This is a genomic window from Alcaligenes sp. Marseille-Q7550 (assembly GCF_965112015.1).
In genome coordinates, this window is record NZ_CBCOPU010000002.1 from 1,117,709 (window position 1) to 1,140,086 (window position 22,378).

Sequence of the window (22,378 nt, forward strand, 5' to 3'; positions counted from 1 at the left end):
TGTTTATCGAGGTCATTTATCGAATTAGTTTGAATAATTACCTGCCGTGATTAGACTGAAAATCGGCCACAACCACAACAAAGGCCATCCCAAACTTGTTCTGCACGAGGAGCACTATCATGGGCATCACTGCTGCCCCACGCCACGGCGCCGCCGCCGTCCCAGGCCGTCCCGGCCTGAACAGAAAACAGGTCGTCGCGGTCGGCATCGGCAACTTCATGGAATGGTTCGACTTCGCCATCTATGGCTACTTTGCCGCCATCATCGGCAGCATCTACTTCCCCTCGGACGCAGCCGGGGTATCCCTGCTGTCGTCGCTGGCCGTCTTTGCCGTCGGCTTCATGTCCCGTCCCTTCGGCGCGCTCATCCTGGGCCCGATCGGCGACCGTTTCGGCCGCAAGATCGTCCTGATGATCACTGTATTCGGCATGGGCGTATTCACCACCCTGATCGGCCTGCTGCCCGGCTATGCCACGATCGGAATCGCCGCGCCCATCCTGTTGGTGATCCTGCGCTTTCTTCAGGGCATGATGGTGGGCGGCGAATGGTCCGCCGCCGGCATCTTCCTGGTGGAAAGCGCTCCTCCGAACCGTCGGGCCAGCCCCGCCAGCGTCGTGCCCTTCACCGCCGGCATTGCCTTTCTGGCCGGCACGGCAACCGCCGCCGCGATCAGCACCGCCCTGAGCGATGAACAACTCATCAACTGGGGTTGGCGCCTGCCCTTCGTGCTGTCCATCGTCATGACCTTCGTGGCCGTCTTCATCCGGCGCAAGCTGTCCGATACGCCGGTCTACCACGAGCTGCAGGAGAAAAAAGCCAACAACACCCTGGAGCGCGTCTCCCGCAAAGACAAGTTCAATGCCTTCCTGCAGTCCTTTGCCTTTCCCGCGCTGTTCCTGGTCTCGCTCTACTACTTCATCACCTACGCCAACAATCATCTGGTCTCCATATTGGGCATGAGCAAGACCTCGGCGCTGTGGCTGTGCAGCATTTCGCTGGTGGCGTATTGCGTGCTGCATCCGCTGGTGGGGCGCTTCTCGGATCGCCACGGCCGCCGCAAGCCGGCCTTGTTCGCGGCGCTGGGGCTGACCATCATGGCCTACCCCGTCTTCCTCATGCTGAACTCCGGCAAGACCGGCCTGATCCTGCTGGGCCTGATCATCCTGGCCTTCCTGGTGAGCATCTCGGCCGTCATGAACGTCGTGCTGCTGGTGGAAGTCTTTCCGGCATCCATCCGTTCCACCGGCGCGGCCCTGGGCCACAACGTATCCTCGGCGCTGCTGGCCGGCCCCGGCCCGTTCATCGCGGCGGCGCTGATCCAGTACACCGGCAACCCCAACGTGCCCGCCTGGTATCTGGCCGCCGTATCCCTGGTGTGCTTTCTGATTCTGTATACCCGCCTGCCCGAAACCAGAGACATCGATCTTTCCGCAGGCTGATCAACCATGGAGACCACTATGACCAAAGTCGCCGTCGTGCAAGCCGCGTCCATTCCCTTCGATTCCGCCCGCAGCGTGGAAAAAGCGGCCGACATCCTGCACCGCGTGGCCGGGAACGGCGCCCGCATCGCCGTCTTTCCCGAAGCGTTCCTGGGCGGCTACCCCAAAGGCATCAGCTTTGGCAGCGTCGTGGGCAACCGCCGCCCCGAAGGGCGCGAACTCTACCAGATGTATGTGGACGGCGCCGTCTCCCTGGACGGCCCCGAGCTGCAGGCCCTGGCCGACGCCGTCACGCAAAGCGGCGTGCATACCGTCATGGGCGTCATCGAAAAAATGGGTCGCACCCTGTACTGCACGGCCCTGACCCTGGCGCCCGGCAAGGGCGTCGTGGGCCTGCACCGCAAGCTGATGCCCACCGGCCAGGAGCGGCTGGTATGGGGATTCGGGGATGGTTCGACCATGGGCACGGTGGATACGCCGCATGGCCGCATCGGCAATGTGATCTGCTGGGAGAACTACATGCCGGCGCTGCGCCAGACCATGTACGCCCAGGGCACGGAAATCTATTGCACCCCCACCGCCGACGACCGCAAGACCTGGCCCAGCTCCATGGTCCATATCGCGCTGGAGGGACGGGTGTTCGTACTGTCGGCCTGCCAGGCCATCCGCTTGTCGGCCTACCCCGAGTCCTTCCGCCGGGAGTTCGACCTGCCCGGCCATGAATCGGAAGACGGCTACATCATGCACGGCGGCAGCATGATCGTCAGTCCGGTCGGCGAGGTCCTGGCCGGCCCCGTCTACGACGAGGAAACCGAGCTCTATGCCGAGCTGGACATGGGCTTGCTGAAACAGGGCAACCTGGACTTCGACGTGTGCGGCCACTATTCCCGCCCCGACATCTTCTCGCTGCACGTCGACACCCGGGCCAAGCAGGCCGTGAAGTTCCAGGCTGAAGACGCGCCTGAGCAAGCGCGCTGAGGCCTTCTGCCGGGAGCCGGCTGCGGCAGGCGCCCGGCAGAACTTTTACCCCGCCCCCTGATTCTTGACCGCGGCAAGATGGTCCTGTCGAAGCAGTTTGCCCTTTTGTTCTTGTTTAGATAATATTAGTTCAATATTATTCTTTTTTTAAGAACAAAATGGACCTGGAATCCCTCCGAATATTCAAGGCCGTGGCTGCCGAACTGAGCATCACGCAAGCTTCCGCCCGGCTGGGTCGCGCGCCGTCCAACGTCACCACCCGCGTCCAGCAACTGGAGGCGGACCTGGGAGTCGAACTGTTCGTGCGCACCGGCAAGCGCATGGCCCTGTCCATGGCCGGCGAACATTTCCTGGATTATGCGCAACGCATGCTGGCCCTCGAGGAAGAAGCTCGCCAAGTGGTGACGGGCGGCCGGCACGGCGGCGTCCTTCATCTGGGCAGCATGGAAAGCACGGCAGCCAGCCGCTTGCCTGACCTGCTGGCGAGCTACCACGCCCATTTTCCCGCGACGCGACTGGAAGTCGATACCGGCCCGTCCCGCCAGTTGCTGGAGCAGGTGCGCAACGGAAGGCTGGATTGCGCCTTTGTCGCCCTGGCGCCGCCTCTGGACGAGGCGCAAGCGCTGGCCGACCTGGGCCTGTCGGCCAGACAGGTCTGGCAGGAAGAACTGGTGATGCTTCTGCCCGCCGGCCACGCCCCGGTGCGCACCGCAAAGCACATCCGGATCCGTTCGCTGGCGGCGTTCAAGCAAGGCTGCGCCTACCGGGCCATGGCCGAGGAATGGCTGGGCATGGCTGGCAGCGCCGAATGGTCGGTTCAAGAGGTCGGGTCTTATCACGGCATGGTCGCCTGCGTAGCCGCGGGCGCCTGCGTCGCGCTCCTGCCCAGAAGCGTGCTGGAACTGACCCGCATGCCGCCGGACCTGACGTGCCTGAGCATCCGGCACGCCCATACCTGGCTGGCCTGGCGCACAGGCTACGACACGCCCGCCTTACGGAATATGCTCGAGCAGCTGGAAGGCATTCCGGCATGAGACGCGCAACCGCCGTCCATGAACCCAACTGGCGCCCTGCCATCGAGGCCGCCCTGGTCATGGCGATCGGCATGGGCTTCGGGCGCTTTGCCTTCACGGCGATTTACCCGCACATGGTCGAGGAAAACCTGCTGAGCCTGCGCGACGGCAGCCTGGCGGCCTCCGCCAACTATGCCGGCTATCTGCTCGGCGCACTGCTGGCCTTCAGGCTCAGAGCCCGCACGGCCCATCGCCTGTGCCTGTGGGCGAGCGCAGGCACGGCCGCCTGCCTGGCCGTCCTGGGAGCGGTCGAATCGGTCGCCATCATCCTGGCGGTCCGCGGGCTGGCGGGCGTCTTCAGCGCGCTGGCCATTGTGGCGGCATCGCTATGGCTGCTGGAGCGCCAGCAGCAGATGCACCGCGCGCCGCTGCTGTATGCCGGGGTCGGACTAGGCATCGCCTTGTCGTCGGAGTTGCTGGCCGCCGGCGCGGGCGCGGGACTGGACAGCAAGGCACTATGGCTCCTGCTGGGCGCCGTCAGCGCCGCCATGAGCGCGGCGATCGCGCCAGGCCTGCTGTCGGGGGCCGCGCCCGGCAGGACGACACGGCTTGCCGCCGCACAGACGCCGCCTCCCGTGCGGCCCGGCCCCCTGGTCGCCATCTACGGCCTGGCCGGCTTCGGCTACATCATCACTGCAACCTATCTGCCGCTGCTGGCGCGGGCCGCCCTGCCGGAGCTGGACGCCGCGCATGTATGGGCGGCATTCGGACTGGGCGCGGCGCCGCCCTGCTTTCTCTGGCATCGCCTGCACATGCGTCTTGGCACGCGCTCCGCGCTGGCGACGAACCTGGGCGCGCAGGCCCTGGGAGTCATGCTGCCCGTCGCGGCGCATCATGCCGCCGCCTATTTGCTGAGCGCCCTGCTGGTCGGCGGCACTTTCATGGGGACCGTGACCATCGCCATGCCCGCCGCACGGCTGGCCGGCCAGGCGCGGGGGAACCTGATGGCGGCCATGACGCTGGTCTACGGCATAGGGCAGATCGTGGGGCCCATGGCGGCCAACGCCCTGTTCGCGGTCAGCGGGACGCTGGACGGCTCACTCTGGGCGGCCGGGGCCGCCTTGCTGGCCGGCGTGGCGATCAGCCTGCGACGCCTATAGCCATGCAGCCGGGGCCTGCTCCTTCGAGAACCGGCGCGAATCCTCGGGCGCTTCCAGGTATAGTGAAAATACCTTATCCAAAGGAGCCCGCATGGCGCCTGCCACCCTGCCCGACCTGTACCTTCCCGTGATCCGCTCCCTGCTGGAGACGGACCTGTACAAGTTCACCATGCTGCAGGCCATCCTGCACGCCTACCCCATGAACACGGCGGAGTATCGCTTCGTATGCCGCAGCACGCCGGCCTTCCCGCTGGCCGAGCTGACCGAGGCGGTCAATGCGCAGCTGGACCACCTGTGCTCGCTGCGCTTCGCCCCCGACGAACTCGATTACCTGGCCGACCGCCGCTACATCAAGCCCGACTTCATCCAGTTCCTGCGCATCTTCCAGTTGCATCGTCCCTTCATCCAGGCGCGCGCCGAAGGCGAGGCATTGGCAATCGTCGCCAAAGGCCCGCAGATCCACGTGATGCTGTTCGAGATCTACGTGCTGGCCATCGTCAACGAGCTCTATTTCAGGCGTCTGACGCATGACAGCCAGGAACAGACCCTGGAGACGGGCCGCATCCGCCTGAAGGAGAAAATCGCCCTGCTGCGCGGCGAACTGGACGATCCCGCGAACCAGCGCCGCCATCCTTTCGAGTTCTTCGACTTCGGCCTGCGGCGGCGCTACAGCGGCCCCTGGCACGAAGAAGTGGTGGGCACGCTGAAAGACGCCCTGCCCGCCTGCTTTCGCGGCACCTCCAATGTGTACCTGGCCCGGAAGTTCGACCTGGTGCCCATCGGCACCATGGCGCACGAATATCTGCAGACCTTCCAGACTGTCGGCATCCAGCTGCGCCACTTCCAGAAGGCCGCCCTGGAGGCCTGGGTGCAGGAGTACCGCGGCGACCTGGGTACGGCGCTGACCGACGTGGTCGGCATGGACGCCTTCCTGGCCGACTTCGACCTGTACTTCGCCAAGCTCTTCGATGGGCTGCGCCACGATTCGGGCGATCCCGTTCTGTGGGGTGAAAAAGCCCTGGCGCACTATGCCAGGCTGCGCATCGACGCCCACACCAAACGGCTGACCTTCTCGGACGGGCTGAACGCGCCCACCGCCCTGGCGCTTTACCGCCACTTCGGCGATCGCGTGCAGCTGGGCTTTGGCATAGGCACCAACCTGAGCAACGATCTGGGCCACACGCCCCTGAACATCGTCATGAAGCTGGTGCAATGCAACGAGCAGCCCGTAGCCAAGCTTTCCGATTCGCCCGGCAAGACGCTGTGCGACGACATCACTTTCCTGAACTACCTGAGCCAGGTCTTCAAGCACCCGCTCTGAGCCCGGCGCACATAAGGAACCCCCATGCGCAACCCGCATTCCATCGCCGTGGTCATAGGCCGCTGGCAATTGCCCCACCTGGCCCATCTGGCCCTGATCCGCAAGGCTTTCGAGCTGGCCGATACCGTGGTGGTGGTCATCGGCTCGGCCCGGCGCTCCCGCAATCCCAAGAACCCCTTTACGGCCGTCGAACGCCAGGCCATGCTGGACAGCATGCTCGAGGACGAGCAGCGCGCCCGCGTGCGCTTTCTGCCGGTGCGCGACTACTACGACGACAAGCGCTGGGTGCACGCCGTCCAGCAAGGCGTGCAGTCCCTGGCGGCGCGCGAGGCGGCGGCCCGCCCGGACATCTGCCTGGTGGGCTTCAACAAGAATGAATCCAGCTACTACCTGGACCTGTTCCCCAACTGGCGCTTCGTGGATTCGGGCAGCGCCATGAAAGTGGACGGCGCCGCCCTGCGCGACGTGTTCTTCAGCGAAGGGGATTTTGCCCGCGTGCTGGCGCCCTATGTGCACCCGGGCGTGATCGCCTACCTGCAGGGCTGGAAAGCCCTGCCCGAATACCGAGAGCGGCTGGAAGAAAAAAGGCGGTGGACGCCTACAGGGCCAGGTACACCGGGCCTTGCTACCTGACGGCGGACAGCGTGCTGGAGATCAACGGCCACGTGCTGCTGATCCGGCGCGGCGGCAACATCGGCCACGGCCAATGGGCGCTGCCCGGCGGCTTCGTCGATCCGCACGAGACGTTCTACCGCGCCGCCCTGCGCGAACTGGGCGAGGAAACCGGCTACAAGCCCCTGCGCGCCACCATGGACGCCGCCCTGCAGGCCCAGGCCGTCTTCGACGACCCGACCCGCAGCCCGCGCGGCCGCCTGGTCACCAAGGCTTTCCACTTCCGGCAGGCCCTGAACCGCCTGCCCGAGGTACGCGGCGAGGACGACGCCAAGGAAGCCGTCTGGTGGCCCGTGGAACGCCTGTCCGAGATAGAGGAAGAACTGTTCGAGGACCACGCCGTCATCCTGGACCGCTTCATCCCCTTCATGGACGCCGCGCGCACCGCCGCGGACTAGAAGAACCGCTGCCGCACCCACGGCGCCGGCAGCACGTTGAGGGCTCCGGCGACCATCATGACCAGGGAGGCGTCCATCGACGTCGTACTGAGCGTCAGGATTCAGTCCCCGGCGGCTTGCCGCGTCCAGTTCGAGCTTTCCGGCAGTTTTTATATCGGATTCCATAAAAGGACAAAGTGAAACATCAATTATCCTTATAAAACATAGGACAATATCCGGCCGACCAATGCGATTGATTCCCAATTGCAAAAACATCAATTAAATCAAAGCTGTTTTCGATACAGAAAAACCCCTGGCGTTTCGTTTTCCGACTCCCCCAGGCTTATACTGTCTAACCATGAAACGGGTTGCAACGCTCACAAGGCCGCGCCCGTCCGATTTTGAAACACCAATAATCACTCTATTGGAGAGCCGCATGGTCAACATGAGTCGGCGTCAGTTCTTCAAAGTGACGGGGGCCTCGCTGGCCAGCTCCAGCATGGTGCTGCTGGGCGCCGCGCCCACCCCCGCCATGGCGGAAGTCAGGCAGTACAAGCTGACCCGCATGACAGAGACGCGCAACACCTGTCCTTATTGTTCAGTCGCCTGTGGGGTGCTGCTGTATTCCCGCGGCGACGGCGCCAAGAACGCCCAGCCCAGCGTGGTGCACATCGAAGGCGATGCGGATCACCCGGTCAACCGCGGCACGCTCTGTCCCAAGGGCGCCGGCCTGGTGGACTTCATCCACAGCCCCAACCGCCTGAAATTCCCCGAATACCGCGCCCCCGGCTCGGACAAATGGGAACGCATTTCCTGGGAAGATGCGTTCAATCGCATCGCCCGCCTGATGAAGGAAGACCGCGACGCCAACTTCGAGGCCACCGCCGCCGACGGCACCGTGGTCAACCGCTGGCTCACCACGGGCATGCTGGCCGCCTCGGCCAGCAGCAACGAAGTGGGCTACATCACGCACAAGGTCATCCGCAGCTTCGGCGTACTGGCGTTCGACAACCAAGCTCGTGTCTGACACGGCCCGACGGTGGCAGGTCTTGCCCCGACGTTTGGCCGTGGCGCGATGACGAACCATTGGGTCGACATCAAGAACGCGGATATCGTGCTGATCATGGGCGGCAACGCCGCCGAGGCCCACCCTTGCGGGTTCAAATGGGTCACGGAGGCCAAGGCGCACAACAAGGCGAAACTCATCGTCGTGGATCCCCGCTTCACGCGGTCGGCGTCCGTGGCGGACTTCTACGCGCCCATGCGCACCGGAACGGACATCACCTTCCTGGGCGGAGTCATCAAGTACCTGCTCGACAACGACAAGATCCAGCACGAATACGTGCGCAACTACACGGACATGTCGTTCATCGTGCGCGAGGACTTCGACTTCGAGCTGGGGCTGTACTCCGGCTACAACGAGGAAAAGCGCAGCTACGACAAGACATCCTGGGACTACGAACTGGGCGAGGACGGCTACGTCAAGACCGACCCCACGCTGCAGCATCCGCGCACCGTGTACCAGTTGCTCAAGAAGCACTACGAGCGCTACACGCCCGAGATGGTGCAGCGCGTCTGCGGCACGCCGCAGGACAAGTTCCTGAAGGTCTGTGAAATGCTGGCCTCCACGGCCTCGCCCGATCGCGCCGGCACCATCCTGTACGCACTGGGCTGGACGCAGCACAGCATCGGCTCGCAGATCATCCGCACCGGCGCGATGGTGCAACTGCTGCTGAGCAACATCGGCATTGCCGGCGGCGGCATGAATGCGCTGCGCGGGCACTCCAACGTCCAGGGCCTGACGGACCTGGGGCTGATGTCCAACCTGCTGCCCGGCTACCTGACGCTGCCCAACCAGGCGGAGAAGGAATTCGACGGCTACATCGCCGCGCGCGCCCAGCAGCCGCTGCGGCCCAACCAGCTCAGCTACTGGCGCAACTACAAGAAGTTCCACGTCAGCCTGATGAAGGCCTGGTGGGGCGATGCCGCGCAGGCCGAGAACAACTGGGCCTTCGACTACCTGCCCAAGCTGGACAAGCTGTACGACATGCTGCAGGTCTTCGAGCTCATGGACCAGGGCAAGATGAACGGCTACATCTGCCAGGGCTTCAACCCCCTGGCCGCCGCGCCCTACAAGAAGAAGCTGCTGCGCGCCTTCTCCAAGCTCAAGTACATGGTCATCATGGACCCGCTGGTCACGGAAACGTCGGAATTCTGGCGCAACTACGGCGAGCACAACGACGTGGACAGCGCCTCCATCCAGACGGAGGTCTTCCGCCTGCCCACGACCTGCTTTGCCGAAGAGGAAGGCGCGCTGGTGAACTCGGGCCGCTGGCTGCAATGGCACTGGAAGGCGGCCGAGCCGCCCGGCGAGGCCAAGAGCGACATCGAGATCATGGGCACGCTGTTCACCCGCCTGCGGGCCATGTACCAGAAAGAAGGCGGGGCCTACCCGGACCCCATCCTGAACCTGTACTGGCCATACTCCAATCCGGACGATCCGAGCGCCGCCGAACTGGCCAAGGAATACTCGGGACGCGCCCTTGCGGACCTGACCGATCCGAACGACCCGACCCGCGTCACGCGCAAGGCCGGCGAGCAGCTGGACGGCTTTGCCGAACTGCGCGACGACGGCACCACGATCAGCGGCTGCTGGATCTACGCCGGCGCCTGGACGCAGCAGGGCAACCAGATGGCGCGGCGCGACAACAGCGACCCGACCGGCATAGGCCAGACCCTGAACTGGGCCTGGGCATAGCCGGCCAACCGTCGCGTGCTGTAGAACCGCGCCTCCTGCGACCTGGAAGGCAAGCCCTTCAATCCGCGCCGCAGCCTGGTGAACTGGAACGGCAAGCGCTGGGTGGGCGCCGACGTGCCCGACTTCAAGATCGACGAGGATCCGGCCGGCGGCATGTCCCCCTTCATCATGAACCCCGAAGGCGTGGCGCGCTTCTTCGCCCGCAAGGGCATGGCCGAAGGCCCCTTCCCCGAGCACTACGAGCCCTTCGAGACTCCGCTGGGTTACAACCCGCTCAGTCCCGACGAGCCGCGCGCCGTCAGCAATCCGGCCGCACGCGTCTTCAAGGACGACCTGGCCTCCATGGGCAAGGTGGAGGAGTTCCCCTACGTGGGCACCACCTACCGCCTGACCGAGCACTTCCACTACTGGACCAAGCACGTGCGCCTGAACGCCATCGTGCAGCCCGAACAGTTCGTGGAGATCGGCGAAGAACTGGCCAAGGAGGTGGGCATCGCGCACGGCGACCGCGTCAAGGTGTCCTCGAACCGCGGCTACATCAAGGCCGTGGCCGTGGTCACCAAGCGCATCAAGGCCCTGACCGTGGACGGCAAGCCCATGCACCAGGTGGGCATTCCCATCCACTGGGGCTTCGTGGGGCTGGCCAAGCCGGGCTTCCTGGCCAACACGCTGACCCCGCCGGTGGGCGATGGCAACTCGCAAACCCCCGAGACCAAGTCCTTCCTGGTCAAGCTTGAAAAGGTATAGGAGTAAGCCATGGCATTGCAATCATTGGATATCAAGCGGCGCTCCGCCACCACCACCCCTTCGCCCAGCGTGCGCGAGCCCGTGGGCGGGGAGGTGGCCAAGCTCATCGACACCAGCAAGTGCATAGGCTGCAAGGCCTGCCAGGTCGCGTGCATGGAGTGGAACGACGTGCGCGACGAAATCGGCGAGAACGTGGGGGTGTACGACAACCCCGCGGACCTGACCGACAAGTCCTGGACCATCATGCGCTTTGCGGAGTACGAGAACCCCGCCGGCGACCTGGAATGGCTGATCCGCAAGGACGGCTGCATGCACTGCGAGGATCCGGGCTGCCTGAAGGCCTGCCCCTCGCCGGGCGCCATCGTGCAGTACACCAACGGCATCGTGGATTTCCACGAGGAGAACTGCATAGGCTGCGGCTATTGCGTCACGGGCTGCCCGTTCGACGTCCCGCGCATCTCGGAAAAGGACAAGAAGGCCTACAAGTGCACCTTGTGCTCGGACCGGGTGGCCGTGGGGCAGGAACCGGCCTGCGCCAAGACCTGCCCGACCGGGGCCATCGTCTTCGGCACCAAGGAGGACATGAAGCAGCACGCCTCCGAACGCATTGAAGACCTGAAGTCGCGCGGTTTCGAGAACGCCGGCCTGTACGACCCGGCCGGGGTGGGCGGCACGCACGTCATGTACGTGCTGCATCACGCCGACAAGCCCGAACTGTACAGCGACCTGCCCAAGGACCCGCAGATCAGCCCCATGGTCTCGCTCTGGAAAGGCGTGGCCAAGCCCCTGGGCGTGGCCGCGATGGCATTGACCGCCCTGTTCGGCTTCTTCCACTACATCCGTACCGGCCCGAACGAGACGGACGAGGAAGACGAACGCCGCGCCGATGAGGAAGCACGACGGATCGAGGAGGTCCATCATGACTGAGCATAAACGCGACAGAATGATAGTGCGCTACACCGCCGGCCAGCGCATCAACCACTGGATCATCGCCATCAGCTTCGTGCTGCTGGCGCTGTCGGGGCTGGCGCTGTTCCACCCTTCCCTGTTCTGGCTGAGCAACCTGTTCGGCGGCGGCCCCTGGACGCGCATCCTGCATCCGTTCATCGGCGTGGTGCTGTTCGTGTGCTTCTTCGTGTTCGCCGCCCGCATGGTGCGCCACAACACCTTCGACCGCGGCGACGCGACCTGGCTGCGCCATTTCAACGACGTGCTCAATGCCAGGGACGAGCGCATCCCCGACGTGGGCCGCTACAACGCCGGCCAGAAGGTCCTGTTCTTCGCGCTGGTGCTGCTGGTGCTGGGCCTGCTGGTGACCGGGGTGGTGATGTGGCGCGAGTATTTCTCGCTCTACTTCCCCATCTGGGCCATACGCCTGGCCTCGGTGCTGCACGCGGTCTTCGCGCTGCTGATGATTTGCGCGATCATCGTGCACATCTACGCCGGCATCTGGGTCAAGGGCTCGGTCAAGGCCATGACGCGCGGCACCGTCAGCCGCGGCTGGGCCTGGAAGCACCACAGGGCCTGGTTCCGCGAAGAAGTGGGCAAGCGCCCCACCCGCCAGACCAAGTAGGTCGTCACCGGCCCGGCGATCCCGGGCCAACCACCGGCAGCCATGCCCGCATGCGCGCATGGCTGCCTTGTTTCAGGAGTCTGCCTTGCAACGCATCCTTCCGCGCGGCGAGATCGAAAGTCTGGACCACACGTCCATCCCCCGGCTGCGCCTGCCGGTGCGGGCCAGCGTCTTTGCCGACCGCGCCGCCCGCCTGCGCCAGCTGGCCGCCGACAATCCCGCCGGCGCCTACCTGAACCTGCTGGCCGTCCTGGTGGACGGCCAGCACCGCGAACTGGCCGCCCTGCCCGACACGCCGCTGCCGGCCGAGCTGATCGAGACCGCCCGCACCCACGGCATGCCGCCGCTGCTGGCCTCCGGCTGGAAGCGCGACGCCCGCTGGCGCGCCATCCTGACCGGCCTGCTGAACCACATGACGCAAGCGCCGGGCGTGCCTGAGGCCGCCGTGAACGTGTGCCGGGGCCTGCTGGCGCAATTGCAGGACCAGCCGCAGGCCATCGAGGAACTGGCCGACGCCCTGCTGGCCGAACAATTGGCCGAGGACGACGGCGCCGCCGCCCCTTCGTGATGGCGGCCCTGCAGGTCTACTGGACCCACCTGGCCTGCTCGCTGGACGAAAGGCAGCTCCCGGTCACCAGTCCCTTCGGCGTCTGCCCGGCCTGCGGCAGCCTGCCCGTGGCCAGCATCGTGCGCGTGGGCGGACGCGAGGACGGCTGCCGCTACCTGTGCTGCCCGCGCTGCTCGCTGGAATGGCACCTGGTGCGCGTCACCTGCTCGCATTGCGAAAGCACCAAGAGCGTGGCCTATCATGCCATCGAGGACGGCCCCGAAGGCATCAAGGCCGAGTCCTGCGACAACTGCCACACCTATCGCAAGATCTTCTACCAGGAAAAGCAACTGGGCGTGGACCCGGTGGCCGACGACCTGGCCAGCCTGGCCCTGGACGTGCTCATGGGCGAGGAAGGCTACTCCCGCTCCAGCGGCAACCCACTGCTGTGGCAGCAGTCCTGATCTGAACCGGCAGACGGGCGGCGGCGGCGTCCGCCTGTCGATTCCATCCGGACTCCGTGGTAGCCTTTGCACGATGAACACTGCGACTCTTTCCCCCGAGGCGCCGGCCGGCGCCAAAGACATCCCATCGCTGGATCGCCTGCTGCGCTCGCCCGAGTTCGCACCGCTGCTCCAGGCCTACGGCCACACCCAGGTCGGCCAGCTCATGCGCGCCTGCCTGCAGGACTTGCGCGACGCCGCCCTGCAAGGAAAGCTGGACCGGAGCGCCCTGGACACGCCGGCCCTGGCCCAGGCCCTGCAAGCCCGCCTGGCGGCGCGCAACGAATCCCGGCTGCGCCCGGTCTACAACCTGACCGGCACCGTGCTGCACACCAATCTGGGCCGCGCCCTGCTGCCGGACCAGTCCGTGCAAGCCGTGGTCCGTGCGCTGACTTCCCCGCCAACCTGGAATTCGACCTGGAAACCGGCGGACGAGGCGACCGGGACGACCTGATCGAGCCGCTGCTGTGCGAACTGACCGGCGCGGAGGCCGCCACCGTGGTCAACAACAATGCCGCCGCCGTGCTGCTGATGCTCAATACCCTCAGCGACCGGCGCGAAAGCGTGGTATCGCGCGGCGAACTGGTCGAGATCGGCGGCGCCTTCCGCATTCCCGACATCATGAAGCGCGCGGGCGCGCGATTGGTGGAGATCGGCACGACCAACCGCACCCATGCCGCCGACTATGAAAACGCCATCGGCCCGCGCACGGCCATGCTGATGAAGGTCCATTGCAGCAACTACGCGGTCAAGGGCTTCACCAAGAGCGTGGACGTGGGCCAGGTGGCCGACATCGCGCATGCGCACGGCCTGCCTGCCAGCGTGGACCTGGGCAGCGGCACGCTGGTGGACCTGGCGCAATGGGGGCTGCCGCCCGAGCCCACCGTGCGCGAAACCATACAGGCGGGCGCGGACATCGTCACCTTCAGCGGCGACAAGCTGCTGGGCGGCCCGCAGGCCGGCCTGATCGTGGGCCGCGCCGAACTCATCCGCAAGATCAAGAAGAACCCGCTCAAGCGCGCCCTGCGCGTGGGCAAGCTGACCCTGGCCGCCCTGGAGCCCGTGCTGGCCCTGTACCGCGCGCCCGAGCTGCTGCCCGAACGCCTGACCACCTTGCGCCTGTTCACCCGCCCCGCCTCGGCCATGACGGAACAGGCCGCCCGCCTGGTGCCCGTCCTGCAGTCCTGGGCGGGCGCGGATTTCGCCGTGGAACCGGCCGCGCTGTTCAGCCAGATCGGCAGCGGCGCCCTGCCCGAGGACGTGCTGCCCAGTTGCGGCCTGCGCATCCGCCATGCGGGGCCGGGCCGTCCGGGGCGGCACCTGACACGCCTGGAAACCCGGCTGCGCGAACTGCCCAGGCCCGTCATCGGACGCATCGCCGATGATGCGCTGTGGCTGGACCTGCGCTGCCTGGAAGAAAGCCAGGAGCCCGATTTCACCGCGCAACTGACTGCAGAACAAAGCACATGATCGTCGGCACGGCAGGACACATCGACCACGGCAAGACCACCCTGGTGCGCGCCCTGACGGGCGTGGACACCGATAGGCTGCAGGAAGAGAAGAAACGCGGCATCTCCATCGAACTGGGCTATGCCTACACGCCGCTGGCCAACGGCGAAGTGCTGGGCTTCATCGACGTGCCCGGCCACGAGCGCCTGGTCCACACCATGGTCGCCGGAGCCACGGGCATAGACTTCGGCCTGCTCATCGTGGCGGCCGACGACGGCGTGATGCCGCAGACGCGCGAACACATGGCCGTGCTGGAGCTGTTGGGCCTGCGGGAAGGCGCCATCGTGCTGAGCAAGGCCGACCGGGCCGACGAACAGCGCATCGCCCAGGTACGCTCCGAGGTCGCCGCGCTGGTGCAATCCACTTTTCTGCAGGACGCGCCGGTTTTCGTGGTGGATGCCGTCTCCAGCGGCGCGCCCGGCGTGGAGCCGCTGCGCCGCCACCTGCACGAACGCGCCATGCAGTCGGCCGTGCAGGACAGGGAAGGTTACTTCCGGCAGGCCATCGACCGCGTCTTCACCTTGCAGGGGCACGGCACCATCGTGACGGGGACCGTGCACGGCGGCCTGCTGGACCTGGACGGCCCGCTTCCGGACCTGCGCCTGATGCCCCAGGGCAGGCCCGTACGCGTGCGCGGCATCCATGCCCAGAACCGGCCGGCCCGCCAGGCCCTGGCCGGCCAGCGCTGCGCCCTGAACCTGGGCGGCGTGGACGTACAGGACATCTCGCGGGGAGACTGGCTGGCCGATGCGCGCTGCTTCGTCCCGTCGGCGCGCATCGACGTGGAACTGACGCTGCTGGACAAGGCCGATGGTCCGCTGCGCGCCTGGTCACCCTGGCATGTGCATCTGGGCGCCGCCCACCTGACCGCGCACGCTGTGCCGCTGGACGGCGAGGCGCTGCAGCCCGGCCAGACCGGCAAGGTCCAACTGGTCTTTGAACGAGCGATCTGCACGGTGACGGGCGAACGCTTCATCCTGCGCAACGCCCAGGCCCGCGAGACCGTGGGCGGCGGCATCGTGCTGGATCCCGGCGCGCCGGACCGCAAGCGCCGCTCCGCAGCCCGGCTGGCTTGGCTGGACGCCCTGGCGGGCTGGGCGCGCGGCGGCGACCTGGCCGACCTGCTGGACCAGGCGCCCTACGGGCTGGAGGAATCCGCCCTGCTGCGCCTGGCCGGCGGCCGCGCCGACCGGCTGGTCCCGCCGCCTAGGGCTCGGTGGCACGACCCCGCCCGCCCGCAAGGCGAGCGCATCCTCTTGAGCGATGCGCGTCTGGAAGCGCTCTGTGCCCAGGTGGAAAACGCCGCACTGGATTTCCATGAGCGCAACCCCGACGAGCCCGGCCTGTCCCCTAGCCGGCTGCGGCGCATGGCGGCTCCCACCATGCCCGATGCCGTCTGGCAACTGGTCTGCGAACAACTGCTGGCCCTGGGCCGGTTGGTCCGCCAGGGCGCCTGGCTGCATCGTCCGGGGCACCGCGTCGCCCTGACGGCCGAGGACGCCGCCCTGGCGGAAGAATTGCTGCCGCGCATCGAGGCCGGCGGCTTCGATCCCCCCTGGATGCGCGACCTGGCCCGCGAGCTGGGCGAATCGGAAGAACGCGTGCGCGCCCTGCTGCGCCGGCTGGTGCGCCAGGGCGAACTGTTCCAGATCGTGCATGACCTGTTCTACCACCGCGACCAGACGGCGCGGCTGGCCCTTGTCGTCGCCGAGCTGGACGCGGGCAAGGGCGTGAGCGCCGCGCAGTTTCGCGACGCCACCGGCCTGGGCCGCAAGCGTGCCATCCAGATCCTGGAGTTTTTCGACCGCATCGGCTACACTCGCCGCCTGCGCGACCGCCACGTCCGGCGCGGCGAGACCTGGCCGGATGCGCCCGGGACGAATTTGAAGGCCGACCTGCCCTAAAGTATGATGTGGGCTTCGCGGAAAGCATCCGTGCCCGGTGGCACGGCCGGGCTTCAAACCCGGTTGGGGGCGTCAGACGTTCCCAGGTAGGTTCGACTCCTGCTGCTTTCCGCCATCTTTCCCTTCATGCCAGCGGCCCGGCGTCACGCCGAACTCGCGCCGGAACAAGGCAATGAAGGCGCTGATATTGTCATAGCCCAGCTCCAAGGCAATACTTCCCACCGCCCGACCCTGCGCCAGCAATTCCAGCGCGCGCAACAGACGCACGCGCTGACGCCAAGCCATCAGGCTGAAGCCGGTTTCCGCGACATAACGACGGCTGAGCGTGCGCGGCGCCAATCCCGCCCACTGCGCCCAGGCGTTCAGGCTGCGATCGTCGCCCGGCCGGTCGATCAAGGCCTGGGCAATGCGCAGCAGGCGCGCATCGGCGGGCAGAGGCAAGCCCAGGTCCTGCTCGGGCAAAGCGCGTATCTCGTCCAGCAACACCGCGGCCAGACGCTGCCGCTCCGGCGTCCAGGCTTGCCCTTCCCAGGTCGCGGCCCGGATCACCGCCTCCCGCAGCAAGCCGGACACCTGCAGCACGCAGGCGCGGTTGGACAGGAGCCGGCACGCCTGCGGCTGCACATAGACGCTCCAGCCGGCGAACGGACCATGCGAACGCAGGCTATGCATCAGCCCCGGCGGCACCCAGACGGCATGGGTGGCCGGCACCACCCAGCGGTGGCGTCCCGCCTCCACCGTCAACAGCCCTTGCGAGGCGCCCAGCAACTGGCCGCGCGCATGGCGATGCGTCGGCGTGGCGCGCTGCTCGCCGGATTGCCGGGCCACCGCCAGCACGGCGGGCCCATCTTCAGAACCGGCCAGCAAAGGCGAAATAAGCGGCAAAGTCATGAATTGGCGTGAATGAGCTATGGATTGGCTTTTATAACGCACACAAGCCATGGCCTGCTACCTAACATGATGGAATCTTTTTCAGTGGAGAACATCATGCGAGCCGAAGACATCCTGCCCGACGACCAGAATCACGTGAGCCGCAACGGCGTCGTCATACGCAAAGGCAGCGTGGGCGCGTTTCTGGCCAGCGCCCGACTATGGGCCGACCCCGCCGCCCCTGAACCGGAACGCGGGCGCGCCGGCCGGGACATGCGGGCCATCCTGCCCGCGCTGCAGGCATTGGGGCTATTCGAGGTGCTGGCGGTCCGGGACCCGGCCCTGGCCGCCTACCTGGGATTGGACGATCAGGGCGTCAACCGAGCCTGATCGTCCCGGCCCGGCGCAGGCCCCCCTATAGCGCCAGCTTCTGAACAGGTGACCGCCAGCACCTGGGCCTGTTCGGGCCCCAGGCTAAGCACGCTGTGAGGCAGCTCGGAATCGAAGTACACCGAATCCCCCTCTTCCAGCGTGAAGCTGTGCTCGGCAATGGTGACCTGGATCCGCCCCGCGACCACGAAGACGAACTCCTCGCCCGAGTGCGGAAAAGTGGAGGCCTGCTCCTGCTTTTCATGGGGCGGATAGATGATGAAGGGATTCATCAGACGGAAACGCCGCCGTCCCGCCATGGCCTCGTAGCGATAGCCGTCCTGGCCCCGATGGCCCGGCAGCGGCAGGCGGTCGGCCCGGCGCACGATGCACACGCTTTCGTCCTGATCCAGGTCGGCCTCGCCGATCAGTTGCGATACGCCCATGCCATACGCCTGGGCCAGCTTGACCACGGTGGAGATGGATGGCGCGCTGACGGCCCGCTCCAGCTTGGACAGGTAGCTTTTGGTCAGGCCGGTGCGCTGGGCCAGTTGTTCCAGCGACAGGCTGTGTTGGCGGCGCAGGGCGCGCAGCCGGAAAGGAAGATTGGTCATGGGCGAACAAAAGGCGTGGCGCCCGGCGCCGGCCTGAAGCAGGCCGGCCGGAGCGCCCGTGTAAAAAGCAGCCTCTTATTCTACTCAAGAACGTCCGCGTGGCGTTTCAAAGCCTGCCGGGCGTGATATTCGAACCCGATCTGCGAGCGCCGCGGCTTCAGGATCCAGTCGTGCGCCTCCCGCCCCAGCTCCGGCGCGATGGGCTTGATGCGGCCCGCCGACATCGCCAGCAACTGCATGCGGGCGGCGCGCTCGAACTGCAGGGCCAGTACGCAGGCCTCCTCGATGGATTCAGCGGCCACCAGCATGCCGTGGTGCGACAGCAGGATGGCCCGCTTGTCCCCCAGAGCCTGCGAGATGATCCGGCCTTCCTCATTGCCCACGGGCACGCCCGGCCAGTCCTTCAGGAAAGCGCAGTCCTCGTACAAGGGGCAGTTGTCCATGTGGGACACTTCCAGCGGGACTTCCAGCATGGACAGGGCGGCGGCGTGCAGGGGATGGGTGTGGATGATGCAATTGACGTCCGGCCGGACCTGGTAGATCCAGGAATGGAAGCGGTTGGCCGGATTGGGCATGCCCCGGCCTTCGAGCACGTTCAGGTCCTGGTCCACCAGCAGGATGTTGGATGCGGTTACCTCGTCGAACCCCAAGCCCAGCTGCTGCGTGAAATAGACGCCGTCCTGCTCGCCTCTGGCCGTGATCTGCCCGGCCAGCCCTGAATCGTGGCCGCCGTCGAACAGGATGCGGCAGGTCAGGGCCAGCTTCTCGCGCACGCTGCGTTCGGGTATCTCGAACTGGGCCTGCATCTGGCTTTGCGCCTGCGCAATCAATACCGACTTGGGCAGGCTCATGGTGTCGCTCATATCAACTCCTTCAACAAATGGATGTCTTGAAACCTGTTCAAGGTCTTCATAGCAGCGGGACATAGCCCGGCAGGGCCTGCATGCGCGCCAGCCAGTCGCGCACGTGCGGATACGGCTGCAGATCGTAGCCGCCTTCACCCGCCATATAGGTGTAGGGAAACAAGGCGACGTCCGCGATGCTGGGCGCCTCGCCCACGAAACAGGAACGGGTCCGCAGATGGCTGTCCATGTGCGCCAGGGCACGGCAGCCCTGCTCCCGCCGCGCCACCGGCGGTGGAGCGTCCGGCGACATGGTGCGGCGCAGATGCACCCACAGGCGCGGCTGGGCCAGATTGACCGTGCGCTCGGTCTGCTCGACGGACAGCCACTGCAGCACTTGCGATTGGCCCAGCCTGTCCTTGGGCAGGAAGCCCGTGTCCTGGGCCAGATGCCACAGGATGGCGCAGGATTCCGCCAGCCATGGCCCCTCGACGGTGCGCAGCACCGGCACCTGTCTCCAGGGATTGATGCGCCGGAAATCCTCCGTTTCCAGGTCGCCGTCCACGATGGACAGGCTGCGGCGCCGCACGGTCAGGCCCAGGTAGCCGCACAGCAGGCGCACCTTCCAGCCATTGCCGGAATAAACGGTGTCGACCAATTCCAGGGCGGGTGTCGTCATGATTCGTTCCTCAATCAAGGGTGATCCGGGCCGTCTGCACGATGTGCCGCCACTTGCGGCGCTCGGCGGCGATGAAGTCCTGGTATTCCTGGGGCGTGCCTGCATAGACCTGGCTGCCCTGCTGCGCCATGCGCGCCTTGAAATCCGGATCGGCCAGGGTCCGCTGCAGGGCCTGGCCCAGCGCGGCCACGACCTGCGGCGGCGTGCCTGGCGGCGCCAGCAAAGCATTCCAGGAGCTGATCTGCAGGTCCGGCGCGCCCAGTTCCGCACTGGACGGCACCTCGGGCGCAGCCGCGGAACGCTGCCCGTCGGCCAGCACCAGGGCCTTGAGCTTGCCCGCCTGGACCTGCGGCATGACCACGGGAATGGCGTCCATCACCATGTCCGCGTGCCTGCCGACCACGGCGCTGACGGCTTCGCCGCCGCTCTTGAACGGAATGTGCAGCACATCGACCTGTCCGGTCAGCTTGAACAGTTCCATGCCCAGATGCGGCGAACTGCCCACCCCGGCCGAACCAAAATTGAGACTGCCCGGCGCATGGCGGGCCTTGTCGACCAGTTGGGCGTAGCTGTCCACGCCCAGGTCCGAGCGCACCGCCAGCACGTAGGGCGAGCCCGTCACCATGCCTATGGGCGAAAAGGCCTGCGGATCGTAGCTGACCCTGGACATGATCAGGGGATTGACCACCTGCGTGCCCACCGTGCCCATGAATATGGTGTACCCGTCCGGCCTGGCGCTCTGCGCCGCCTGGGCGGCGATCATGCCGCCCGCGCCCGCCTTGTTTTCCACGATCACCGTCTGCCCGAGCTGCTGCCCCATCTGCTGGGCGAGCTGGCGCGCGATGAGGTCCGTGATGCCGCCGGCCCCGAAGGGCACGATCAGCCTCAAGGGCTGGCTCGGGAATTCCGCGGCCTGCGCCGTCCCCATGGCCATGGCGACCGCCCACCCGGCCGCCAGCATCCGCACAGTCTTCTTCATGTGATGTCTCCTGAACTTTTGAATTTTGAATTGTTCAAGACACATTCTTCTTTTAAAGACACGATGTGTCAAGTAGAGGAATTTGTTTCCATGATGATGTGTCTGTTTGCAGACTGCTGAACAAGACCGAGCTCACTTTTCTGTTGCACATTGGGTTGCCATATCCAAACTACAGAACCAATCTGCGCGTTCTGCAAAAAACCAACCAACAACTTTCAGCAAAACGCGTCAAATTACGTAATTTAAAAAACAAAGGTAGACTGGGGCTCTTTGCCTCAATGTTCAGAAAACCGAAGGTCAGGAGCCAACTTTCGATGTCTACCGCAGCTGATCTCGCCATCTATGCAGGCGCACGCGCCTACCGGCATATTCAAAGCAATGGCTTGCAGGCAAAAGACATCGGCAAATTGATCGGCAGCGCCGGTGGACCAAAAGCGCTGGCGCTGACGGGCCTGGATCAGTACCTGTTTGGCGATTGGCTGACGACAAGCCGGCAACCGCTCTGGCTTTTCGGCAGCTCCATCGCCGCCTTGCGAATTGCGCGCGCTGCCCAGCCTGAGTCTCGCGCCGCCTTCGAACACTTTGCGCAGCTTTATGTGGAATGCTCGCTGCCCGTACGAGCATGTGCTTCGGACATCACGCGCGCCACGCACGACATGTTGCGCTCGCTGATCGGAAGCGTAGCCGAGCAATCCGCCATCATCGACAACCCACGCTATCGCCTCGCTATCAGCATTGCACGCTGCAAAGGCTGGACCTGCTCCGACAATCACAGACAACTGAGCCTTGCCTTGGGCGCGTGCCTGCTAGGCAACTATTTGCACTCTTCCATTCCCCGACTGTTCTTTGAGCGCGTCATCGTTCACGACCCGCGGGCGCCCTTGCCTGTCCACGAAATGCACAAAGAACAGGCCAGTTATGCAGCGCTCGAGCAAGGCAACCTCTTTGACACCCTGACGGCAACGACAGCTATTCCGCTGCCCATCCAGGCAGTCAGCGCCGCATCCAACTGGCCGTCTGGAATGTATCGGGACGGCGGCCTGGTCGACTACAACTTCTGCACCTTGGGCTTGACGGGCCCCGGCTTCACCTTGTTCCCACACTTTGGCCAGACCATCAGCGCCAACTGGTTCGACAAATACCTGCCTCGTTGGCAGAAAGCCCGCCGCCCCCACATGCTGGACGATCTCATCATGATCTGCCCAACCCCCCGTTTCCTGGACCGGCTCGAGGAACGGAAAATACCGGATCGTTCCGACTACAAGCGCCTGCCCGACCCGGCAAGGCGCCGACATTGGCAAAACGCCGTCACCCAAAGCCAGCGCCTGGGCGATCAATTCGCTCAGTGGGTAGACCAGGACAAGCTGGCGCAGATCACACAGCCGCTGATATTTCCCTGACCACATGTCTTTGTATCCCTCTTGAACGACTGCCTCGCAAAGACTCCCTTCGCTATCAAACAGGCAATACGTTTCGCACAATCCGCCCCAAAGCCATCAATAGAATCGGCCCTAGCCCGCAAGG

Annotated in this window: 17 protein-coding genes, 1 tRNA gene and 3 pseudogenes; 16 read left to right on the plus strand and 5 right to left on the minus strand. The window is 65.5% G+C overall.

All coding sequences use genetic code 11. The features are described 5' to 3' along the window. Positions 1–119 precede the first annotated feature (119 nt). The 14 genes and pseudogenes from ACWPWO_RS14730 (at position 120) to ACWPWO_RS14795 (ending at position 16,616) form a co-directional block, all read left to right on the plus strand. Positions 120–1,439: an MFS transporter gene (locus ACWPWO_RS14730; RefSeq protein WP_454007214.1), complete on the plus strand. Its 1,320-nt coding sequence runs from the start codon at positions 120–122 to the stop codon at positions 1,437–1,439. A gap of 18 nt (positions 1,440–1,457) precedes the next feature. Next, complete coding sequence (locus ACWPWO_RS14735; RefSeq protein WP_394062293.1) at positions 1,458–2,417, plus strand: carbon-nitrogen hydrolase family protein; 960 nt, start codon at positions 1,458–1,460, stop codon at positions 2,415–2,417. A gap of 158 nt (positions 2,418–2,575) precedes the next feature. Then, positions 2,576–3,451: a LysR family transcriptional regulator gene (locus ACWPWO_RS14740; protein WP_454007215.1), complete on the plus strand. Its 876-nt coding sequence runs from the start codon at positions 2,576–2,578 to the stop codon at positions 3,449–3,451. After that, complete coding sequence (locus ACWPWO_RS14745) at positions 3,448–4,590, plus strand: YbfB/YjiJ family MFS transporter (protein ID WP_454007216.1); 1,143 nt, start codon at positions 3,448–3,450, stop codon at positions 4,588–4,590. Before ACWPWO_RS14740 ends, ACWPWO_RS14745 begins: the two co-directional genes overlap by 4 nt. Positions 4,591–4,681: 91 nt before the next feature. Continuing rightward, positions 4,682–5,911 (plus strand): nicotinate phosphoribosyltransferase, encoded by a 1,230-nt coding sequence (gene pncB, locus ACWPWO_RS14750; protein WP_454007217.1) that lies wholly within the window; start codon positions 4,682–4,684, stop codon positions 5,909–5,911. Between the two features lie 24 nt (positions 5,912–5,935). Then, positions 5,936–6,544, plus strand: coding sequence for an adenylyltransferase/cytidyltransferase family protein (locus tag ACWPWO_RS14755; protein ID WP_454007218.1), 609 nt, complete (start codon positions 5,936–5,938; stop codon positions 6,542–6,544). After that, entirely contained in the window at positions 6,502–6,981 is a 480-nt protein-coding gene (locus ACWPWO_RS14760; RefSeq protein ID WP_454007219.1) for an NUDIX domain-containing protein, read from the plus strand. Before ACWPWO_RS14755 ends, ACWPWO_RS14760 begins: the two co-directional genes overlap by 43 nt. A 415-nt stretch (positions 6,982–7,396) precedes the next feature. After that, positions 7,397–10,465, plus strand: a pseudogene (gene fdnG, locus ACWPWO_RS14765) (formate dehydrogenase-N subunit alpha). A gap of 9 nt (positions 10,466–10,474) precedes the next feature. Then, on the plus strand, positions 10,475–11,392 hold the full coding sequence (gene fdxH, locus ACWPWO_RS14770; protein ID WP_394062305.1) for a formate dehydrogenase subunit beta: 918 nt from the start codon (positions 10,475–10,477) through the stop codon (positions 11,390–11,392). Further along, complete coding sequence (locus ACWPWO_RS14775; protein ID WP_454007220.1) at positions 11,385–12,038, plus strand: formate dehydrogenase subunit gamma; 654 nt, start codon at positions 11,385–11,387, stop codon at positions 12,036–12,038. The genes fdxH and ACWPWO_RS14775 overlap by 8 nt, the downstream gene beginning before the upstream one ends. 85 nt (positions 12,039–12,123) lie before the next feature. Continuing rightward, positions 12,124–13,049 (plus strand): annotated as a pseudogene (fdhE, locus tag ACWPWO_RS14780) (formate dehydrogenase accessory protein FdhE). 73 nt (positions 13,050–13,122) lie between these two features. After that, positions 13,123–14,558: pseudogene (gene selA, locus ACWPWO_RS14785) on the plus strand (L-seryl-tRNA(Sec) selenium transferase). Continuing rightward, the gene (gene selB / locus ACWPWO_RS14790) at positions 14,555–16,501 is read left to right on the plus strand and encodes a selenocysteine-specific translation elongation factor (RefSeq protein ID WP_454007221.1); all 1,947 of its coding nucleotides are present in this window, start codon (positions 14,555–14,557) and stop codon (positions 16,499–16,501) included. The pseudogene selA and the gene selB overlap by 4 nt, the downstream one beginning before the upstream one ends. Before the next feature lie 19 nt (positions 16,502–16,520). Then, a tRNA-Sec gene (locus tag ACWPWO_RS14795) sits at positions 16,521–16,616 on the plus strand. On the opposite strand, the gene ACWPWO_RS14800 is transcribed toward ACWPWO_RS14795, so the two are convergent. Beyond that, a complete protein-coding gene (locus tag ACWPWO_RS14800; protein ID WP_454007222.1) occupies positions 16,574–17,392 on the minus strand; it encodes an AraC family transcriptional regulator in 819 nt (272 codons plus the stop codon). The two genes, ACWPWO_RS14795 and ACWPWO_RS14800, sit on opposite strands and share 43 nt — an antisense overlap. Before the next feature lie 96 nt (positions 17,393–17,488). Here ACWPWO_RS14800 and ACWPWO_RS14805 point away from each other — a divergent pair, with 96 nt between their 5' ends. Beyond that, a complete protein-coding gene (locus tag ACWPWO_RS14805) occupies positions 17,489–17,761 on the plus strand; it encodes a hypothetical protein (protein ID WP_454007223.1) in 273 nt (90 codons plus the stop codon). Here the strand turns inward: ACWPWO_RS14805 and ACWPWO_RS14810 are convergent. The 4 genes from ACWPWO_RS14810 to ACWPWO_RS14825 all read right to left on the minus strand — a co-directional run bounded on the left by ACWPWO_RS14810 (position 17,740) and on the right by ACWPWO_RS14825 (position 20,854). After that, entirely contained in the window at positions 17,740–18,354 is a 615-nt protein-coding gene (locus ACWPWO_RS14810) for a helix-turn-helix domain-containing protein (protein WP_454007224.1), read from the minus strand. The two genes, ACWPWO_RS14805 and ACWPWO_RS14810, sit on opposite strands and share 22 nt — an antisense overlap. Positions 18,355–18,434: 80 nt before the next feature. After that, positions 18,435–19,217, minus strand: coding sequence for an aldolase (locus tag ACWPWO_RS14815; RefSeq protein ID WP_454007225.1), 783 nt, complete (start codon positions 19,215–19,217; stop codon positions 18,435–18,437). Between the two features lie 46 nt (positions 19,218–19,263). Next, a complete protein-coding gene (locus ACWPWO_RS14820) occupies positions 19,264–19,875 on the minus strand; it encodes a glutathione S-transferase family protein (protein ID WP_454007226.1) in 612 nt (203 codons plus the stop codon). Between the two features lie 10 nt (positions 19,876–19,885). Further along, positions 19,886–20,854, minus strand: a complete 969-nt coding sequence (locus tag ACWPWO_RS14825) for a Bug family tripartite tricarboxylate transporter substrate binding protein (protein ID WP_454007227.1) — start codon at positions 20,852–20,854, stop codon at positions 19,886–19,888. 314 nt (positions 20,855–21,168) lie between these two features. Here ACWPWO_RS14825 and ACWPWO_RS14830 point away from each other — a divergent pair, with 314 nt between their 5' ends. Then, positions 21,169–22,254 (plus strand): hypothetical protein, encoded by a 1,086-nt coding sequence (locus tag ACWPWO_RS14830; RefSeq protein WP_454007228.1) that lies wholly within the window; start codon positions 21,169–21,171, stop codon positions 22,252–22,254. Positions 22,255–22,378: the final 124 nt, after the last annotated feature.